7 protein-coding genes are annotated in these 19221 nt (G+C 70.1%); 5 read left to right on the forward strand and 2 right to left on the reverse strand.

Annotated elements, in window-relative coordinates; genetic code table 11:
• The first annotated feature begins 16 nt into the window (after positions 1-16).
• The 3 genes from FOF48_RS10695 to FOF48_RS10705 all read left to right on the forward strand — a co-directional run bounded on the left by FOF48_RS10695 (position 17) and on the right by FOF48_RS10705 (position 15291).
• A complete protein-coding gene (locus FOF48_RS10695; protein WP_143900599.1) occupies positions 17-12130 on the forward strand; it encodes a non-ribosomal peptide synthetase in 12114 nt (4037 codons plus the stop codon).
• 130 nt (positions 12131-12260) lie between these two features.
• Positions 12261-14099, forward strand: a complete 1839-nt coding sequence (locus FOF48_RS10700) for a hypothetical protein (RefSeq protein ID WP_143900601.1) — start codon at positions 12261-12263, stop codon at positions 14097-14099.
• A 67-nt stretch (positions 14100-14166) separates the two neighbouring features.
• Positions 14167-15291 (forward strand): heparan-alpha-glucosaminide N-acetyltransferase domain-containing protein, encoded by a 1125-nt coding sequence (locus FOF48_RS10705; RefSeq protein WP_143900603.1) that lies wholly within the window; start codon positions 14167-14169, stop codon positions 15289-15291.
• On the opposite strand, the gene FOF48_RS10710 is transcribed toward FOF48_RS10705, so the two are convergent.
• Positions 15251-15739, reverse strand: coding sequence for a VOC family protein (locus tag FOF48_RS10710; RefSeq protein ID WP_143900605.1), 489 nt, complete (start codon positions 15737-15739; stop codon positions 15251-15253). The genes FOF48_RS10705 and FOF48_RS10710 overlap by 41 nt on opposite strands.
• Before the next feature lie 140 nt (positions 15740-15879).
• Here FOF48_RS10710 and FOF48_RS10715 point away from each other — a divergent pair, with 140 nt between their 5' ends.
• The gene (locus FOF48_RS10715; RefSeq protein ID WP_143900607.1) at positions 15880-17700 is read left to right on the forward strand and encodes a von Willebrand factor type A domain-containing protein; all 1821 of its coding nucleotides are present in this window, start codon (positions 15880-15882) and stop codon (positions 17698-17700) included.
• Between the two features lie 94 nt (positions 17701-17794).
• Here the strand turns inward: FOF48_RS10715 and FOF48_RS10720 are convergent, their stop codons facing one another.
• The gene (locus tag FOF48_RS10720) at positions 17795-18397 is read right to left on the reverse strand and encodes a hypothetical protein (protein ID WP_143900609.1); all 603 of its coding nucleotides are present in this window, start codon (positions 18395-18397) and stop codon (positions 17795-17797) included.
• Between the two features lie 122 nt (positions 18398-18519).
• Here FOF48_RS10720 and FOF48_RS10725 point away from each other — a divergent pair, with 122 nt between their 5' ends.
• Positions 18520-19215 carry an expansin EXLX1 family cellulose-binding protein gene (locus FOF48_RS10725; protein WP_186001861.1) on the forward strand — a complete coding sequence of 232 codons (696 nt, stop codon included), beginning with the start codon at positions 18520-18522 and terminating at the stop codon, positions 19213-19215.
• Positions 19216-19221: the final 6 nt, after the last annotated feature.

Raw genomic sequence — 19221 nt, forward strand, 5'->3', positions numbered from 1 at the left:
GGGGTGGCGCGTCGACATGACCGACACCGTCGACGCCCCCCTTCCGTCGTCCAGCCTGTTCGCTCGAAGCATCGCTGAGGCCTTCGAGGCGCAGGTCGCCCTTCGTCCCCAGGCCATCGCCATCCGCTGTGATGGGCAGCAGCTCACGTACGCGGAGTTGAATGCGCGAGCGAACCGGCTCGCGGGCTGGCTGAAGGCCTGGGGCGTGGGCCGGGTGCACCCACAAGTGGGCGTCTGCCTTCCCCGCTCGGTGGACCTGCTCGTGACGCTGGTGGGCATCCTCAAGGCGGGGGGCGCCTACGTGCCGCTCGATCCGGAGTACCCGTCGGAGCGGCTCGCGTACATGGCCACGAACTCGTGCGTGCGGATCATCGTCACGCACGCCGCGTTGGGGTCGCGGCTGCCCGTGGGGGACTGGCGAACGCTCTGCCTGGACACCCAGGCGGACGCGCTGGAGGACTTCAGCGACCGGAGCGCTCCGTGCGACGTCGTCGAGGACGACCTCGCGTATGTCATCTTCACGTCCGGATCCACGGGGCGGCCCAAGGGCGTGTGCGTGACCCACCGGGGCGTGCTGCGGCTGGTGCTGGACCCGAACTACGGGCACCTGGGGCCGGACGAGGTGATGTTGCAGCTGGCGCCGGTGGCCTTCGACGCGTCCACGTTCGAGATCTGGGGCGCGCTGCTCAACGGCGGCTGTCTGGCGGTGTTCTCGCGGGGTGCGGCGGCGCTGGACGAGCTGGGCGACTTCCTGCGCCAGGAGCGGGTGACGACGGCGTTCCTCACCACCGGTCTGTTCAACACGCTGGTGGATCAGGGGCTGCTGGGCACGGAGCTGCTGCGGCAGCTCTACACGGGCGGCGAGGCGATGTCCCTGCCCCACGCCCACCGGGCGCTGGAGGCCCTGCCGCGGACGCGCATCATCAACTGCTACGGCCCCACCGAGAACACCAGCTTCACGACCTGCCAGACCTTGCGCGCGCCGCTCGGCGCGGAGTCCGTGCCCATCGGACAGGCCGTCTCCGGCACGAGCGTCCACGTGCTGGACGCCGCGGGCCGCGAAGTTCCCACGGGGGTCGTGGGCGAGCTGTACACGGGCGGCAGCGGCGTCGCGTGGGGCTATTGGGAACGTCCCGACCTCACCGCGGAGAGGTTCCTACCGGATCCCTTCAGCACGGAGCCGGGCGCGCGCATGTACCGCACGGGGGACCTCACGCGGCGGCTCGACGACGGCGCGCTGGACTTCATGGGGCGCGCCGACAACCAGGTGAAGGTGCGCGGCTTCCGCATCGAGCCAGGAGAGATTGAAGCGGCGCTGCGGCTCCAGGCCTCCGTCAAGGAGGCCATCGTGCTGGTGCGCGAGGATGTGCCCGGAGACCGGCGGCTCGTGGCGTACGTCACGGCCTCCGTGCCCCTGACGGCGCCGGTGCTGCGGGCCCACCTGAAGGCGCACCTGCCCGCGCACATGCTGCCCTCGGCGATCGTCGTGCTGTCCGCGATGCCCCTCAGCGCCAGCGGCAAGGTGGAGCGCAAGGCCTTGCCGGATCCACGCGACTGCCCGGGGGCGGAGGAGGACTTCGTCGCGCCAGGGACCGAGCTGGAGCGCACCGTCGCGCGGGTCTGGTCGGACGTGCTGCGCGTGGAGGCCATCAGCGCCACCGCGAACTTCTTCGAGCTGGGCGGGCAGTCCCTCCTGGCCACGCAGGCCATCGGCCGGCTGCGCGATGCGCTCCAACGCCCCGTGGCCATGCGCTCCTTGTTCGCGAACCCCATCCTCCGGGACTTCGCCGCGGCGCTGGAGGCGGCTCCGCCGGTGACGGAGCGCTCCGAGGCCCCCCTCCTTCCGTGCACCGACGCGGCACGCGAGCAGCTGTCCTTCGCGCAGCAGCGGCTGTGGTTCCTGGACCGGTGGATGCCGGGCTCGGCGCTGTACTCGCTGCCGATGGCGTTCCGGCTGGAGGGGCCGGTGGATGCGGCCGTGTTGGAGCAGGCGCTCCAGGCCGTCGTGGACCGGCACGAAGCCCTGCGCACCACCTTCCCCGGCGAAGGCGTCGCGGTGCAGCGCGTCGCCACGCGGATGCCCGTGACGTTGGAGCGCGCGGAGACACGGACGGAGGAGGAGACCCTCGCGTGCATGCAGCGCGAGGCGGAGCGGCCCTTCGACCTCGCTCAGGGGCCGCTGTGCCGCGCGTCGCTCTTGCGTGAAGCGGAGTCGAGCCACGTCCTGGTGCTCAACCTGCACCACATCGTCTCCGACGGCTGGTCGTTCGGGCTGCTGTATCGCGAGCTGTCCGCGGAGTACCGGGCGCGGACCCTGGGAAGCACGGCGGCCCTGGAACCGCTGCCCATCCAATACCCGGACTACGCGGCGTGGCAGCGCCAGTGGCTCCAAGGCGACGTGCTCCAGCAGGAGCTGGAGTTCTGGAAGCACCAGCTCGCGGACGTGCCGCAGGTGCTGGAGCTGCCAACCGACCGGCCGCGTCCCGCCGTGCAGCGGTTCGAGGGAGACATCCATCGCTTCACGATCCCCTCGCGGCTCCACGGCGCCCTGGTGGAGCTGGCTCGCGGCGAAGGCGCCACGCTGTTCATGACTCTGCTCACGGGCTTCCAGGTCCTGCTGTCGCGCTACAGCGGCCAGCGCGACTTCGTGGTGGGCACCCCCATCGCGAACCGGACGCGCAAGGAGCTGGAAGGCCTCATCGGCTTCTTCGTCAACACGCTCCCCCTCCGCGCGCGCTTCGACGGCGCACCCTCGTTCCTCCAGCTCCTGGCCCAGGTGCGCGACCGCGCGCTGGAGGCCTATGCCCACCAGCACCTGCCCTTCGAGAAGCTGGTCGAGGCGCTCCACGTCGAACGGGATGCAAGCCGGACACCGCTCATCCAGGTGCTGTTCGCGCTCCAGAACGCCCCCACGTCGGAGCTCCAGCTCCCGCACGTCGCCGTCACCCCGCTGACGCTGGACACGCGCACGTCCAAGTTCGATCTGTTCCTCGCGCTGGAGGAGTCCGGGAACACGCTCACCGGATCGCTCGAATACGCCACGGCGCTCTTCGATGCGTCCACCATCGCGCGACTGACGGAGCACTACCTCCAGGTCCTGCGATGCTTCGTGGAGGCGCCGGGGCGCGCCACGGGGGATGCGGTCTTCCTGTCGGAGCAGGAGCGGCGACAGGTGCTGCGGGATTGGAACGCGTCGGCGCGTCCCTACCCTTCGGACCTGTCCGTCGTGGACGCCTTCGCGGTGCAGGTGGCTCAGCGGCCCCAGGCCATCGCCTTGAGCCATGGCGCCGTGGCGCTCTCCTACGCGGAGCTGGATGCACGGGCGGAGCGGCTGGCCCGGCAGCTGCGGGGGCTCGGGGTCGGACGGCGCACGCCGCAGGTGGGGGTCTGCCTGCCGCGCTCCATCGACCTTATCGTGTCGCTCCTCGCCATCCTCAAGGCAGGCGGTGCCTATGTGCCGCTGGATCCGGAGCACCCCACCGAACGCCTCGCGTTCATGGCCCGGGATGCGCGGCTGGTCGCCATCGTCACGCAGGAAGCGCTCGCGACCGGATTGCCGCCGGGCCCCTGGACGTCCGTGTGCATGGACACTCCCTGGGAGGACACCCCGGGCCCGTCCGCGCCCGCCGCGGTGGCGCCGGTCGACCTGGCGCACGTCATCTACACGTCGGGCTCCACGGGCCAGCCGAAGGGCGTGTGCATCCCGCATCAGGGCGTCGTGCGGCTGGTGCTCAACCCCGACTACGTGCGGCTCGCGCCCGGCGACCGGATGGCGCAGTCCACGACCATCGCGTTCGACCTCTCCACGCTGGAGATCTGGGGCGCGCTGCTCAACGGCGCCACGCTGGTCCTGTTCTCCAAGGACGAGATCATCGACCCGGACGTGCTGGCGGTCCGGCTCCAGGAAGAGCGCATCACGCACATGGTGCTGGCCACGGCCCTGTTCAACCACGTGGCGCGCTCGCGTCCGGAGGCCTTCCGTGACCTGTCGTGGATGATCTTCGGCGGCGAGGCCGCGGACGTCACCAGCGTCAACGCGGTCCTCACGCAGGGCGGGCCCGCGGCGCTGATCAACGGCTACGGCCCCACGGAGAACACGTCATTCAGCACGTGGCATCGCGTGCCGCACGCGGGCGTCGACTCGGTGCCTATCGGGGGACCGCTCGCCAACAGCACGGCCTATGTGCTCGATGCCCGGCTCCAGCTGGTTCCGCCGGGTGTCGTGGGCGAGCTGTTCGTGGGCGGCGACGGGCTGGCGCTCGGGTACTGGGACCGTCCGGGCCTCACCGCGGAGAAGTTCGTTCCCCACCCGTTCAGCGACACGCACGGCGCGCGGCTCTACCGCACCGGAGATCTGGTCCGGCAGCGCCGGGATGGCGTCCTGGAGTACGTCGGTCGCCGCGACCATCAGGTCAAGCTGCGCGGCTTCCGCATCGAACTGGGCGAAGTGGAAGCGGCCTTGCTTCAGCACCCCGCCGTCCGCGAAGCCCTGGTCCTGCTGCGCGAGGACAGCCCTGGCGACCGCAGGCTCGTCGCCTATGTGGCGACGGACGTCCTTGCCTCAGCGCTCCGCGACTTCCTCCAGGCCCGGCTGCCGAGCCACATGGTGCCCGCCGCGTTCGTGGTGATGGCATCGCTGCCCCTCACGCCCAACGGGAAGATCGACCGGCGTGCGTTGCCCGCTCCTGAAGCGCCCTCCTCCGACGCGGAGGGGTTCATCGCGCCCAGGACTCCGCTCGAGGCCCGGGTGGCGGAGATCTGGTCCTCCGTCCTGGGAGGCCGCGAGGTGGGGGCGCACTCCCACTTCTTCGACCTGGGCGGCCATTCCCTGCTGGCCACGCAGGTGGTGTCGCGCGTTCGCGATGCGCTGGGCGTGGCCCTCCCCGTCCGCGCGATCTTCGAAGCGCCACGGCTGGAGGCGTTCGTCCGGATCGTGGAAGGACTGCTCGCGGCGGGAGACACGGGGGATGCCTCGCGGATCCCCGTGCTGCCTCGCGGCGATGAAGCGCTGCCGCTGTCCTTCGCGCAGGAGCGGCTGTGGTTCCTCGGCCGGCTCCATGACGCACCCGGCGTCTACAACATGCCCATGGCCCTGCGCCTGGACGGTCCCCTGGACGTCCCGGTGCTGCGCGCCAGCCTGGAAGCCATCCTCCTGCGGCATGAGGCCCTGCGCACCACGTTCCCGGACGGCGACAGCCCCACGCAGCACATCGACGGCCAGCCGAACCTCACGCTGGAGATCCAGAGCCTCGACGCGAGCGGACCGGACGATGCACGGGTCCAGGCACGCTTGAACCAGGAGGCGGTACGCGCCTTCGACATCGCACGGGGGCCCTTGTTCCGGGCGCTCCTGCTCCAGCTCGAAGGCCCGTGCTCGGTGTTGGTGCTCAACCTGCATCACATCGTGTCCGACGGTTGGTCCCTGGGCGTGCTGTACCGCGAGCTGTCCGAGGAGTACCGCGCCCGCCTCCAGGGCACCGAACCAGATCTGTCCCCGCTGCCATTGCAGTACGCGGACTACGCGGCGTGGCAGCGCCAGTGGCTCCAGGGCGACGTGCTCCAGCGGCAGCTCGACTTCTGGAAGTCGCAGATCGCCGACGCGCCCCATGTCCTGGAGCTGCCCACGGACCGAGCCCGTCCCGCGGTGCAGCGGTTCGAGGGAGCGACCTTCCGCTTCACCTTGCCTGCGCCCCTCCGCAAGGCGCTGGAGGCCGTGGCACGCCAGGAAGGGGCCACGCTCTTCATGGCGCTGATGGCGGGCTTCCAGCTCCTGCTGTCCCGCTACAGCGGCCAGCGCGACTTCATCGTCGGCACCCCCATCGCCAACCGCACCCGCCAGGAGCTGGAAGGCCTCATCGGCTTCTTCGTCAACACGCTCCCGCTTCGCGCACAGCTCCGCGACGGTGCCTCGTTCCGCGAAGTGCTTCGACAGGTGCGCGACCGGGCCCTGGGCGCCTACGCGCATCAGGAGCTTCCCTTTGAAAAGCTCGTCGAGGAGCTGCACGTCGAGCGCGCGCTGAGTCACGGCCCGCTGGTCCAGGTGATGTTCGCCCTCCAGAACGCACCCGGGACGCTGCCGCGACTTTCCGGCCTCCAGGTGCAGGCACTGGAGCTACCGCTCCAGACCTCCAAGTTCGACCTCAGCCTGATGCTGGAGGAGACGGACGACGGCCTGTCAGGTGCCCTCGAGTACGCGACCGCGCTGTTCGAGCCGGGCACCATCGAGCGCATGGCCCGCCACCTTCACCGCCTGCTCGAGGGCGCGACCGGCCAGCCGGACGTCGCCATCAACGCCCTGCCCTGGCTCTCCGAAGCCGAGCGGCATCAGGTCCTCTTCACCTGGAATGAGACCGCCCGGTCCTATCCGCGCGAAGCCTCCCTCGGCCGGGCCTTCCAGGCGCAGGTGGCGGCACGCCCCGACGCCATCGCCGTGCGCCACGGAGCCCAGGCCCTCACCTACGCGGAGCTGGACGCTCGCGCCAACCCGCTCGCGTGGGCCCTCAAGGCCCGGGGCGTCGGGCGCGACGCGCCTCGGGTGGGCGTGTGCCTGCCACGCTCCATCGACCTCATCGTGTCGCTCATCGCCATCCTCAAGGCGGGCGGCGCCTATGTCCCGCTGGATCCGGACTACCCCTCCGAACGCCTCGCCTTCATGGCCACGGATGCGCGGCTCGTCACGGTCATCACCGACGCGGCGCACGCGGCTCACGTTCCCGTGGGAGCATGGACGGTCCTGGATGCGCGGTCTCCGGAGCTGGAGGAGCATGGCCGGCACGCACCGCCGGACGAAGGCACCGGCGATGACCTGGCGCACATCATCTACACGTCGGGCTCCACGGGCCGCCCCAAGGGCGTCTGCATCCCGCACCGGGGCGTGGCCCGTCTGGTGCTCGACCCTGACTTCATCCAGCTTCGTCCCGATGATCGCGTGGCCCAGACCTCGACGGTCGCCTTCGACGCGTCGACGTTCGAGCTGTGGAGCGCGCTGCTCAACGGCGCCACGCTGGTCCTGCTATCCAAGGAAGAGGTCATCGATCCGCCCGTGCTCGCGAAGCGGGTCCGGGAGGAGGGCATCACGGTCCTCTTCCTGACCACGGCGCTCCTCAATCACGTCGCGCGCACGGACCCCTCCCTCCTGAAGGGGCTGCGCTGGCTGCTCTTTGGTGGAGAAGCCGCGGACCCGGCCTGCGTGCGCGCGCTGATCTCCCACAGCGCTCCCGGCCACCTCGTGCATGCCTACGGGCCCACGGAGAACTCGGCGTACAGCACGTGGTTCTCACCGACGCGGATCGAACCCGATGCGGTGGCGGTGCCCATCGGACGGCCTGTCTCCAACAGCACCGCCTACGTGCTCGACTCCCAGCTTCACCCCGTCGCGCCCGGCATCGTCGGCGAGCTCTTCGTCGGCGGCGACGGCCTCGCCTGGGGCTACTGGGAGCGCCCGGACCTCACCGCCCTCTCCTTCATCCCACACCCCTTCTCCTCCTCCCCTGGCTCCCGCCTCTACCGCACAGGCGACCTCGTTCGGCAGCGCCTCGACGGCTCCTTCGTCTTCGTCGGGCGCCGCGACCACCAGGTCAAGGTCCGCGGCTTCCGCATCGAGCCCGGTGAAATCGAAGCCGTCCTCCGCCTTCACCCCTCCGTCCGCGAAGCCCTCGTCCTCGTCCGCGAGGACTCTCCGGGCGACAAGCGCCTCGCCGCCTACGTCACCTTCCGCGACTCCCTCTCCGCCTCCGACCTGCGCTCCCATGTCCAGGGCCTCCTGCCCTCTCACATGGTCCCCTCCTCCTTCGTGCTCCTCGACGCACTGCCGATGACGCCCAATGGGAAGGTGGACCGTCACGCCCTGCCACGTCCGGTGGCCGAGGATGAACGGCCGTCGAGGACGCTGACCGCGCTGGAGCAGATGTTGAGCGCCATCTGGTGCGCGGTGCTGAACCTCGCGCATGTCCGCGTCGACGCGAACTTCTTCGACCTGGGCGGGCACTCGCTGCTGGCCACGCAGATCGTCTCCCGGATCTCGCAGGTGCTGGGCGTCCCCGTCCCCGTGCGGACCCTCTTCGAGTTCCCCACCATCGAGACCCTGGCGGCGGCCCTGGAGGCACGGACCCAGGACACGTCCCTCCCCGCCGCCCCCGCGCTCCAGGCCCTTCGCCGTGAAGGCCCGCCGCCGCTGTCATTCGCACAGGAGCGGCTCTGGTTCCTGAATCAGTTCCACGCGGATCGCGCCGCCTACAACATGCCCATGGCCCTGCGGCTGGAAGGCGCGCTGGAGGTGGAGATCCTGGAGCAGTCCCTCCAGGCCCTCGTGGACCGGCACGAATCCCTGCGCACCGTGTTCCCGGGGGAAGGGGTTCCCGTGCAGCACGTCGTGCCCCGGCTGCCGGTGTCCCTGCGTCGAGTCGAAGCCCTCTCGCGCGACGCGGCCGAGGCCCTGTTGCGCCAGGAGGCCGTCACGCCCTTCGACCTCGCGGAAGGCCCCCTGTTCCGCGCGCTGCTGGTGCGCGAGGACGCGCGTCACCACGTGCTGCTGCTCAACCTGCATCACATCGTGTCCGACGGCTGGTCCCTGGGCGTGATGTACCGCGAGCTGTCCGCCGAATATCAGGCGCGTCACGCGGGACGCCCTTCCAGCCTCGCCCCCCTCCCCGTGCAATACGCGGACTACGCGGCGTGGCAGCGCCAGTGGCTCCAGGGGGACGTGCTCCAGCGGCAGCTCGATTTCTGGAAGCAGCAGCTCGCGGACGCGCCCCATGTGCTGGAGCTTCCGACCGACCGTCCCCGTCCCGCCGTGCAGCAGTTCGCGGGCGCCACCCATGACTTCACCGTTCCGCGAAGCGTGCGCGAGTCCCTGACGGCGCTGGGCCGCCAGGAAGGGGCCACGCTCTTCATGACGTTGATGGCGGGCTTCCAGCTCCTGCTGTCCCGCTACAGCGGCCAGCGCGACTTCATCGTCGGTACCCCCATCGCCAACCGCACCCGCGAGGAGCTGGAGGGCCTCATCGGCTTCTTCGTCAACACGCTCCCGCTTCGCGCACAGCTCCGCGACGGTGCCTCGTTCCGCGAAGTGCTTCGACAGGTGCGCGACCGGGCCCTGGGCGCCTACGCGCATCAGGAGCTTCCCTTTGAAAAGCTCGTCGAGGAGCTGCACGTCGAGCGCGCGCTGAGTCACGGCCCGCTGATCCAGGTGATGTTCGCGCTCCAGAACACACCGGGCGCTCCGCCCCAGCTCCCTGGCCTCCAGGTACAGGCGATGGAGCTTCAGACCCCCACCTCCAAGTTCGACCTCACGCTCGCCCTGACCGAGGGACCGGAGGACCTGTGCGGCACGTTCGAATACGCGACCGCGCTGTTCGAGCCGCGCACCATCGAGCGGATGACCGGCCACTTCCTGCGCCTGCTCGAGAGCGCCCTTGGCCAGCCCGACACCGCCGTCCATGCCCTGCCCTGGCTCTTCGAGGAGGAGCGCCAGCAGGTCCTGTCCGAATGGAATGTCACCGCCCGGCCCTATCCATGGGACGTGTCGATGGTGCAAGCGTTCGAAGCGACGGTGACCGCGCGTCCGGATGCCCTCGCCGTGCGCCACGGCGCCCAGGTGCTCACCTACGCGGAGCTGGACGCTCGCGCCAACCGCCTCGCGTGGGCCCTCAAGGCCCAGGGCGTCGGGCGTGATGCGCCCCGCGTCGGCATCTGCCTGCCGCGCTCCGTGGACCTCATCGTGTCGCTCGTCGCCATCCTCAAGGCGGGGGGCGCCTACGTGCCGCTGGATCCGGACTACCCCGCGGATCGCCTCGCCTTCATGACCCAGGATGCGCGGCTGCACCGGATCATCACGGACACGGCCCTCTCCGCCCGGTTCCCCGAGGAGGGAGTTGGCTGCATTCGCGTCGATGCGCTGGAGTCCACCGCTGACGAGGGCTCGCCGTACGACGCGACCGGCTTCCATCCCGCCGAGCCCGCCTACGTCATCTACACGTCCGGCTCCACGGGGCGCCCCAAGGGCGTCTGCGTTCCGCACCAGGCCGTCATGCGGCTCGTGATGGATGCCGACTACATCGCCTTCGGTCCGGAGGACCGGGTGGCTCAGGCGGCGACGGTCTCCTTCGACGCCTCGACCTTCGAGGTGTGGGGCGCGCTGCTCAATGGCGCCGCGCTCGTCCTGTTCTCCAAGGAGGAGATCATCGACCCCGCGACGCTCGCGCGGGGCCTGCACGAGGAGCGCATCACCGCGATGTTCCTCACCACGGCGCTCTTCAACCACGTCGCGCGGATGGAGCCCACGGCCTTCAATGGCCTGACCACGCTCCTCTTCGGCGGGGAGGCCGTGGATCCGGCCTGCGTCAACCGGCTGCTCGCGCATGGGGGGCCCCGCAGGTTGCTGCACGTCTATGGCCCCACGGAGAACACCACGTTCAGCACCTGGCACCCCGTCACGGCGCCCGTCACCGACACGGTGCCCATCGGACGGCCTGTCTCCAACAGCACCGCCTACGTGCTCGACTCCCAGCTTCACCCCGTCGCGCCCGGCATCGTCGGCGAGCTCTTCGTCGGCGGCGACGGCCTCGCCTGGGGCTACTGGGAGCGCCCGGACCTCACCGCCCTCTCCTTCATCCCACACCCCTTCTCCTCCTCCCCTGGCTCCCGCCTCTACCGCACAGGCGACCTCGTTCGGCAGCGCCTCGACGGCTCCTTCGTCTTCGTCGGGCGCCGCGACCACCAGGTCAAGGTCCGCGGCTTCCGCATCGAACCCGGTGAAATCGAAGCCGTCCTCCGCCTCCACCCCTCCGTCCGCGAAGCCCTCGTCCTCGTCCGCGAGGACTCTCCAGGCGACAAGCGCCTCGCCGCCTACGTCACCTTCCGCGACTCCCTCTCCGCCTCCGACCTGCGCTCCCATGTCCAGGGCCTCCTGCCCTCTCACATGGTCCCCTCCTCCTTCGTGCTCCTCGACGCGATGCCGCTCAACGCGAACGGCAAGGTGGACCGCCGGGCACTGCCCCGCCCGTCGGACGCCGCGGACCTGGACGACCCCGGCGTGATGCCTCGCACGCCCCTGGAGCAGCTGCTGGCGGACGTGTGGGCGGAGATCCTGGGGCGCACGCCCATCAGCGTCACCGCGAGCTTCTTCGACCTGGGCGGACATTCGCTACTCGCGGCGCAGCTCGTGTCCAAGCTGTCGGAGCACTTCCCCTTCAAGATCCCCCTCCAGGTCCTCTTCCAGAGCCCGACGGTGGAGGCGCTCGCCCAGTGGATCCAGGCGAAGCTCACCCCGGATGCGGCCGGTCCCCAGGGGCCGGTCCTTCCTGAAGGGATCGTGCGACTCCAGCAGGGGCGCGCGGAGCTCCCTCCGCTGTGGTGCATGCACCCGGTGGGCGGCACGGTGTTCTGCTACCAGGACCTGGTGCGCGCGCTCGGCCCCGACCGCACGGTCTACGGCTTCCAGGCACCGGGCGTGAACGGCGAGTGCCCGCCGCTGGCGAGCATCGAAGCGCTCGCGTCGCACCATCTGGGCGCCATGCTCCAGTGGCAGCCTCAGGGGCCCTACTACCTCGTGGGCCTCTCCATGGGCGGCACCATCGTCTACGAGATGGCCCAGCGTCTGCGTGACCTGGGCATGCCCCCGGACCTGCTCGTCTTCCTGGACACCCCCGGCCCCGGCCAGATGCCCACCCGCTTCGAGGACGACGCCGCGCTGCTCGCGGCCATGTTCGGAGAAGACACGCCGACGCTCGCCCAGCACCTGCGTTCGCTGCCGCCGCATGAGCAGATGAAGGAGGTGCTGCGTCAGGCCCGCGAGGGCGCGACCGTGCCGGACACCTACTCACTCCGCGACCTGGAGATCTTCCTGGACGTCTGGAAGTCGCACATGCGGGCCCTCTTCACCTACGCGCCCGTCCCCTACGAAGGACGGGCCACGTATCTCAAGGCCCAGGTTCACGTGCCACCGCACCCGCTGCATCCCGAGCAGCCCTGGCAGCAGCTCGTGCTGCATGGACTGGAAGTGCTCCCGGTGCCCGGCAACCACCAGACGATGATCGAACCGCCCCAGGTCGACACCATGGCGCGGCATCTGATCGCGTGCATGCGCCGCATCGAGGACGCCGCGTCCGCGAGCCCGAGTTCGGCCGCATGACCGGAGCCTGAAGCGACGTCCGCCGGGTGGGTGAGCCGGCGGACGCGCTCATGGCCGGTGAGCGGGCGGACAGGAGGCACTCGCGAGCGAAGCGGAAGGGAAGAGAGGGGCGGAGCGTACTAGCGCTTCCATGACCAACACCATTCGACATGCCTTCTCGGCGCTGCTGACGCTGACGTGTCTTGGGGCGTTGTCCGCCCAGGCCGCAACCGGTGTGCAGGGCCCCGTTCCCCCGGCCTTCCAGGACCGCTTCATGGTGGGCCTCTTCGAAGAGGCCGGCCAGAGCTGGATGCGCGACAGCAACGTCCCGTGGGACGCGCGCTATCGCTACTTCACCAAGGGCTGGGCGGACAACTGGGGCTACGGCGCCCACGATGGAAGCTGGGCCGCTGGCTTCTTCACCGAGACCCAGGCGCAGGGCTTCGTCCCCGTCGTCACGTACTACCAGCTGTTCGGTGAGCCGGGCGGCGGCGAGCAGGAGACGTTGGCGAAGCTGCGGAACGCCAGCACCATGCGGAGCTACTTCGAGGACGTGAAGCTGCTGCTCCAACGCGCGAAGGCCTTTGGCGGCCCCGTCATCGTGCACGTCGAGCCGGACGTGGTTGGCCTCCTCCAGTCCCAGACGAACGCCAACCCCAACGCCGCCGCGGCCATCGCCTCCTCCGGCATGCCGGAGCTCGCGGGCCTGCCCAACACCGTCGCGGGCTGGAGTCTGGCGTTCCTCCAGCTGCGCAAGGCAGTGGGCGCGAACAACGTCGTGCTGGGCCTCCACATCTCCGCCTGGGCCAGCGGCAAGGACATCGCCTTCAACTCGCTCACGGATCCGCTCCAGCCGGAGGTGGACAAGGTCGCCGCCTTCGTCAACCCGTTGGGCCTCGCCGCCAACAGCACGGGCGCCACCTACGACGTGCTCGTGGGCGACCCGCTGGACCGCGACGCGGACTTCTATCGCCTCACGCAGGGCGCGGATCATTCGTGGGACATGAGCGACACGGCGTCACTCACGTCGCGCTCCTACAACCGCTATGCGGAGTGGCTGCGCCTCTTCAACCAGACCACCGGCAAGCGCTGGGTGCTGTGGCAGATCCCCCTGGGCAACTCCCATCACCTCAACATCAACAACAGCGGCGGGCCGCGCCAGGGATACAAAGACAACCGCACCGAATACTTCTTCGGCGCGAGCGGTGACACCCACCGGCGCAAGTTCGCCAACGTGGGCGTCGTCGCCCTGTTGTACGGCGCGGGCGCGGGCGGGCAGAGCTCCTACCAGAACGACCTCGCCACCGACGGGCAGCCCTACCTGAAGCAGCGCGCGGGCACGTTCCTCAACGCAGGCGGCCTGCGCCTGCCCGCGGCAGGGACCACCCTTCCACCTCCGGGCGGGGAGGGCTCTTCAGACGGCGGCACCGGCGACGCCGGTACTCCGCCGGTCGACGCGGGCACCGACGGAGGCGTGGACGGCGGCACGCGGCCGGATGCGGGCACCGACGGAGGCAGCGGCACCTCCGATGCGGGCACGCCAGCGGATCCGTCGAAGTACGGCTTCGAATCCAGCACCCAGGGCTGGGCCGCGAGCGGAGCCGTCCTGTCGTCCGTCAGCACCAGCGCGTCACAAGCCTTCGCGGGGACCCGGTCGCTGGCCGTGCCCTTCAACGGCACGTCCGGCAAGGGCACGGTCGCGGTCGCCAACGCGGCCGTGCCCTCCGGCACGACGGTGACGTTCAGATTGTGGCTGCCCACCGGCAGCAAGCTCACCGGCGTCCAGCCCTACGCCCTGGAAGGCGCGGCCGCGGACTGGCGCTGGACGGGCAACTGGGTCGCCGCCAGCAGCCTCAAGTCCGGCGCCTGGAACACCATCACCGTGAAGCTGCCCTCTGGCTCGACCCAACCGCTGTACCAATTGGGCGTGGAGTTCCAGGCGAGTGGTGGCTGGACGGGAACGGCCTACCTCGACGCCGTTAGCTGGTAGTCCAAGGAGTTTGTGGTTCCTCGGGTGCGTGCATGCACCCGAGGGACCGGCATAGGGTTGCGCGGCCGTGAGCCCCCTGTCCTCCGCGATCCCTGTCTCCCGCGAGCGCGTGCGCGCCATCGACTGGCTGCGCGGCCTCTCCGTCATCGTGATGATCCAGTGCCACTCGCTCGTGCTGCTCACTCCCGAGCTTCGCAAGAGCGTGTGGACGGGCTGGCTGCTCAAGCTCGACGGGCTGGTGGCCCCCGCGTTCATCTTCTCCGCCGGGTTCGCGCTGTCGCTCCTGATGGTGCGCAGCGCCGCCGCGGGGATGCTGGCCGACCGCGCGGGCCGCAACCTGCGCCGCATCGCGGAGGTGTTCGCGGTCGCGGCGCTCGTCAACACGGTGTGGTTCCCCATCCGCACCGAGCCCGTGTGGCTCCTGCGCCTGGACATCCTCCACTGCGTGGGCCTGTGCCTGCTGCTCACCCTGCCCCTGGCGGCGCTGCTGGCCTCGAGGCCGAGCGTCCTCGCGGGCGCGGCGTTCCTGCTGGCCCTGGGGGCCTTCGCGCTCGCGCCCTTCAGCGACAGCGCGGGCGAGCCCTGGGCTTCGTTCCTGCGCAAGTCCACCTGGGCCCCCTTCCCGCTGGTCCCGTGGATCGGCTTCGCGTGGCTGGGCGCCTGCTGCGGCTGCGTCGCGGGAGCGTGGGGCCGCAAGGGACTGGCCCGGGTGTTGGGCCTCCTCATCGCGCTGGGATTCGTGGGGACGCTGATGCCCCACGTGCTCAGCGACCTCTACCCGCCGCACCGCTTCTTCGTCACCAACCCGTCCAACTCCGCCACCCGGTTCATGTGGGTCTGCGCGGTGCTGCTCGGGCTGCTGTGGGTGGAGGGGCGGATGGCGCCGGACGCACGACCGTCACGCGCGCGCCGCTTCCTGGAGGTGTTCGGCACCGCGTCGCTGTCCGCGTACTTCTTCCACGAGATGCTGCTGTACTACCGCGTCTTCGGCGTCTTCTCGTTCGAGCGCGTCTGGGGCGACTCCAGCGGATGGCTGAAGTACTCGGGCCTGCTCGCGCTGCTCATCGCGTCCACGTTCGTGCTGTGCATCGCGGTGGATCCCGCGGAGCGCGCGCTCAAGACAGGCCTCGCGCGCGCCCGCGACCTGTTGCTCAGTGCGCGCTGGCCGCGGCCTGTTCGAAGGCGCGGATGACGTCCGGCGGGGCCTCCACCAGTTCGATGAGCACGCCCTCGCCGCTCAGCGGGAACTGATCGCTGGCCTTCGGGTGGATGAAGCACACGTCGAAGCCCGCCGCGCCCTTGCGGATGCCTCCGGGCGTGAAGCGCATCCCCTGCCCCTCCAGCCACTGCACGGCCTTCGCCAGGTCGTCCACCCACAGCCCCACGTGGTTGAGCGCCGGGTCATGCACCTTCGGACGCCCGTCGGGATTGACGGGCTGCATCAGGTCCACCTCCACCTTGAAGGGGCCCGCCCCCGCCACGACGATGTCCTCGTCCACGTTCTCGCGCTCGCTGCGATAGGTGCCATGGGCCTGGAGGCCCAGCGTGTCCACCCACAGCTTGCGCAGGGCGCCCTTGTCGAGCCCCCCAATGGCGATCTGCTGAATGCCCAGAATCCGGAACGGCCGTGTCGTCTCCATGGCGGGGGACCGTCGCAAATGGGGTCCGCCCACGCAAGCGGAGGCCACGTCCGGACGGGGGAAAAATTCACCGGATAAACCCATTCCAGAGGTCACCCGTTTCCAGGACCACGCCTCCCACTCTCCGCCCTGGAGCCCGAATGTCCCCGTTCTTCTCGAAGCGCCGCGTGTCGCTCGTCAGTGGTGCCCTCCTCTGCGCCGGACTCGTGGGCGCTTGCTCCACGTCGCGCGCCCCGCCGGAGTCGGGCCTCGGCGCCGCCGACAGCCAGCTCAGGCCGCAGGCCGTCGCCCGCACCGAGCCCAGCCCCAAGGACGCGCCCGCGGGCCGGCAGCACCTGGCCCAGGAGTCCCTGGCGGACGGGGACATGGTCGCGCGTGCCCCGTCGAAGGAGGCCCCCTCCGCGGCGGGCAAGGCCGCCCCGCCTCCCGCGTCCCCCACGTCCATGGTCGCGGCGGAGCCGGTCCAGCGCGCCTCGCCGAAGAAGGTCGCGGATGAGGAGCTGAGGGCCAGCACCCTGGGCGCGGTCGCGCCTGCTCCGACGCAGCCTCGGGAGAAGATGAAGCCGGACACCGGCGACGACAAGAACGTGGCCGAAGGCGGCAACACCTTCGAGGCCTACAAGCCCAACGCCTTCACCGAGACGACGAAGGACGCGCTGTCCACCTTCGCGGCGGACGTGGACACGGCCTCCTACTCCATGGCGCGGCGCTACCTGCAGCAGGGCCAGCTGCCCCCCACCCACGCGGTCCGCGTGGAGGAGTTCGTCAACTACTTCAAGTACCGCTACGCCCCGCCGGAGGAAGGCGCCTTCACGGTGCACCTGGAGGGTGCGCCCTCGCCCTTCAACGCGCGCCGCCACTTCTTGCGCGTGGGCGTCCAGGGCAAGGTCGTCTCCCGCTCGGAGCGCAAGCCCGCGCACCTGGTGTTCCTGGTGGACACCAGCGGCTCCATGTCCTCGCCGGACAAGCTGCCCCTGGCGCTGGAGTCCATCAAGATCGCGGTGAAGAACCTCAATGAGAACGACACCGTGGCGCTGGTCACCTACGCGGGCTCCACGCGGGACGTGCTCCCGCCCACGCCCGCCACGGACGTGAAGAAGATCCACGCCGCGCTGGACACGCTGGCCGCGGGCGGCGGCACGGCCATGGGCTCCGGAATGGAGATGGCCTACAGGCACGCGGTGAAGAAGGCCGCCGGCGGGGTGGTGTCCCGCGTGGTGGTGCTCACGGACGGCGACGCCAACATCGGCCCCAACCTGAGCGCGAAGGACATGCTGGCCAGCGTGCAGAAGTACGTGGCCGAAGGCGTCACGCTCACCACCGTGGGCTTCGGCATGGGCAACTACCACGACTCGCTGATGGAGCAGCTGGCCGACAAGGGCAACGGCAACAGCTTCTACGTGGACAGCGTGAAGGAAGCGCGCAAGGTCTTCGAGACGCAGCTCACCGGCACGCTGGAGGTCATCGCGAAGGACGTGAAGTTCCAGGTGGAGTTCAACCCCAAGGCCGTCACCCGCTACCGCCTGATGGGCTACGAGAACCGGGACATCGCGGACAAGGACTTCCGCGACGACAAGGTGGACGCGGGCGAGATTGGCGCGGGCCACACCGTGACGGCGCTGTACGAGGTGGAGCTGACGGGCGAGGCGCAGGACCTGGCCACCGTGCGCATCCGCGCCAAGGCCCCCAACGGCACCGAGGCGAAGGAGCAGGCCTTCCCGCTCACCCGCGCCAACGTGAAGCCGACCCTGGAGGCCGCGACGTCCGACTTCCGCTTCGCCGTGGCCGTGGCCGCCACCGCGGACATCCTCCGCGCCGCGCCCTCCGCGGAGGGCTGGAGCCTGGCCACCACGCAGAAGCTGGCGGAGGGCGCCGCGGGCGGAGACGCGGACCGCACCGAGTTCGTCCGCCTCGTCGGACAGGCCCGCGCCCTGACGACCGCGTCGGCCAGCGGCCGCTGAGCCCCAGGCACGACACACCGGGATTCGCGCAACCAGGGGGGCCCCGCCCGCCACCGGAACGAGCCGGTGGCGGGCGGGGCTTTTTTCAGGTGCTTCAGAACACGGTGATGGTGGGGGCCGTCGTGCTGGTGAAGAAGTTCGCGAACGACGCCGAGTAGTAGTTCCCCGACTGACCGTTGATCTTCCCCGTCTTGGTGCCGAACACACTCACCGCCGTGCCAGCGGCGCCGATGCTGACGGTGCCCGTGGAGATGTTGCCGGTCATGTAGTCGCAGTAGATGTCCGCGTTGCGCGCGGTCGCGAGCGTCGTCGGGTTCACGTGGCGCAGGGCGAAGATGTACGCCGCGGAGCCGCTGAAGCCGTTGCGCATCACGAAGCCCACCGCGAGCCCCAGGTCCGAACCGACGATGGACACAGGGCCCGGCGCGCTCAGCGGCACGTTCTGGATCGTCTGCGACACCCCCGTCGGCAGGGTGCAGTTCACGCCCCCCGTGCGGGTCACCACGACGTCGTACTGCGGCGGCGAGGTGGTCGTCTGGACGGTGGACACCGAGTAGTCACAGTCCTGCGACGTCGCCGTCGTCAGCCGAGCGCCCTGCTGCGCGAATCCATCGCCATCCTGCGCCTCGGGGCCTCCGCAGGCGGAGACCACCAGGGCCGAACCCAGACACACGACGGACGTCAACTTGTTGAGCATGGGAATACCTTTCCTTTTGTGTGGAGGGGGAACGCCCGGACGCTAACAAGCCCCTCTGACAGAACCAAGACACCTCGTCCTGTCTGGCCTTGACGCGCGGCGGCGCGTGTATGCTGCGCGGTATGAACCGACCCGCTTCGTGGAGTTCCCCGGTGTTTTTGACCCTGGCCTTGCTCGCCGCCGGAGGCTGCGGTGACTCCGCTTCCGGAGGAGGCGTGTCGCTGGGCTCCGAGCAGAAAGGGATTGCGACCTATTACGGCGCCACTGGGGGCGGCAACTGCGGCTTCGAACCGGGCGGCGACCTGATGGTGGCCGCGATGAACCGGGAGCAGTACGACAACAGCGCCGTCTGCGGCGAGTGCGTGGACATCGTCGGGCCCAAGGGCAGCGTGCGCGTGCGCATCGTGGACCAGTGCCCGGACTGCGACCGGGGCCACCTGGACCTGTCCCGCGAGGCCTTCGCGAAGGTGGCGGAGGTGAAGGACGGCCGGGTGGACATCACCTGGACGCCGGTGTCCTGCGACGTGTCCGGTCCGGTGCAGTACCACTTCAAGGACGGCAGCAATCCCTATTGGACGGCCATCCAGGTGCGCAACCACCGGCTGCCCATCCAGAAGCTGGAGTGGAAGCGCGAGGGCGACTGGAGGGCGCTGAAGCGCGAGAGCTACAACTACTTCGTCACCACGGACGGCGTGGGCGAGGGCCGCTTCCAGCTGCGCGTCACCGCCAGCGACGGCCAGCAGCTCACCGACTCCCTGGAGAAGGTGCTGGACAACAAGACGGTGGACGGGGCGGAGCAGTTCGCGCCCCAGAAGTAGGCGCGC

Source organism: Corallococcus sp. Z5C101001, from assembly GCF_007352635.1.
GTDB lineage: Bacteria > Myxococcota > Myxococcia > Myxococcales > Myxococcaceae > Corallococcus > Corallococcus silvisoli.

What these genes read in the sequence shown, in the direction of transcription:
- FOF48_RS10695 (WP_143900599.1), top strand. Translation starts at nt 17, where the DNA reads ATGACCGACACCGTCGACGCCCCCCTTCCGTCGTCCAGCCTGTTCGCT.
- FOF48_RS10700 (WP_143900601.1), top strand. Translation starts at nt 12,261, where the DNA reads ATGACCAACACCATTCGACATGCCTTCTCGGCGCTGCTGACGCTGACG.
- FOF48_RS10710 (WP_143900605.1), bottom strand. Translation starts at nt 15,739, where the DNA reads ATGGAGACGACACGGCCGTTCCGGATTCTGGGCATTCAGCAGATCGCC.
- FOF48_RS10715 (WP_143900607.1), top strand. Translation starts at nt 15,880, where the DNA reads ATGTCCCCGTTCTTCTCGAAGCGCCGCGTGTCGCTCGTCAGTGGTGCC.
- FOF48_RS10720 (WP_143900609.1), bottom strand. Translation starts at nt 18,397, where the DNA reads ATGCTCAACAAGTTGACGTCCGTCGTGTGTCTGGGTTCGGCCCTGGTG.
- FOF48_RS10725 (WP_186001861.1), top strand. Translation starts at nt 18,520, where the DNA reads ATGAACCGACCCGCTTCGTGGAGTTCCCCGGTGTTTTTGACCCTGGCC.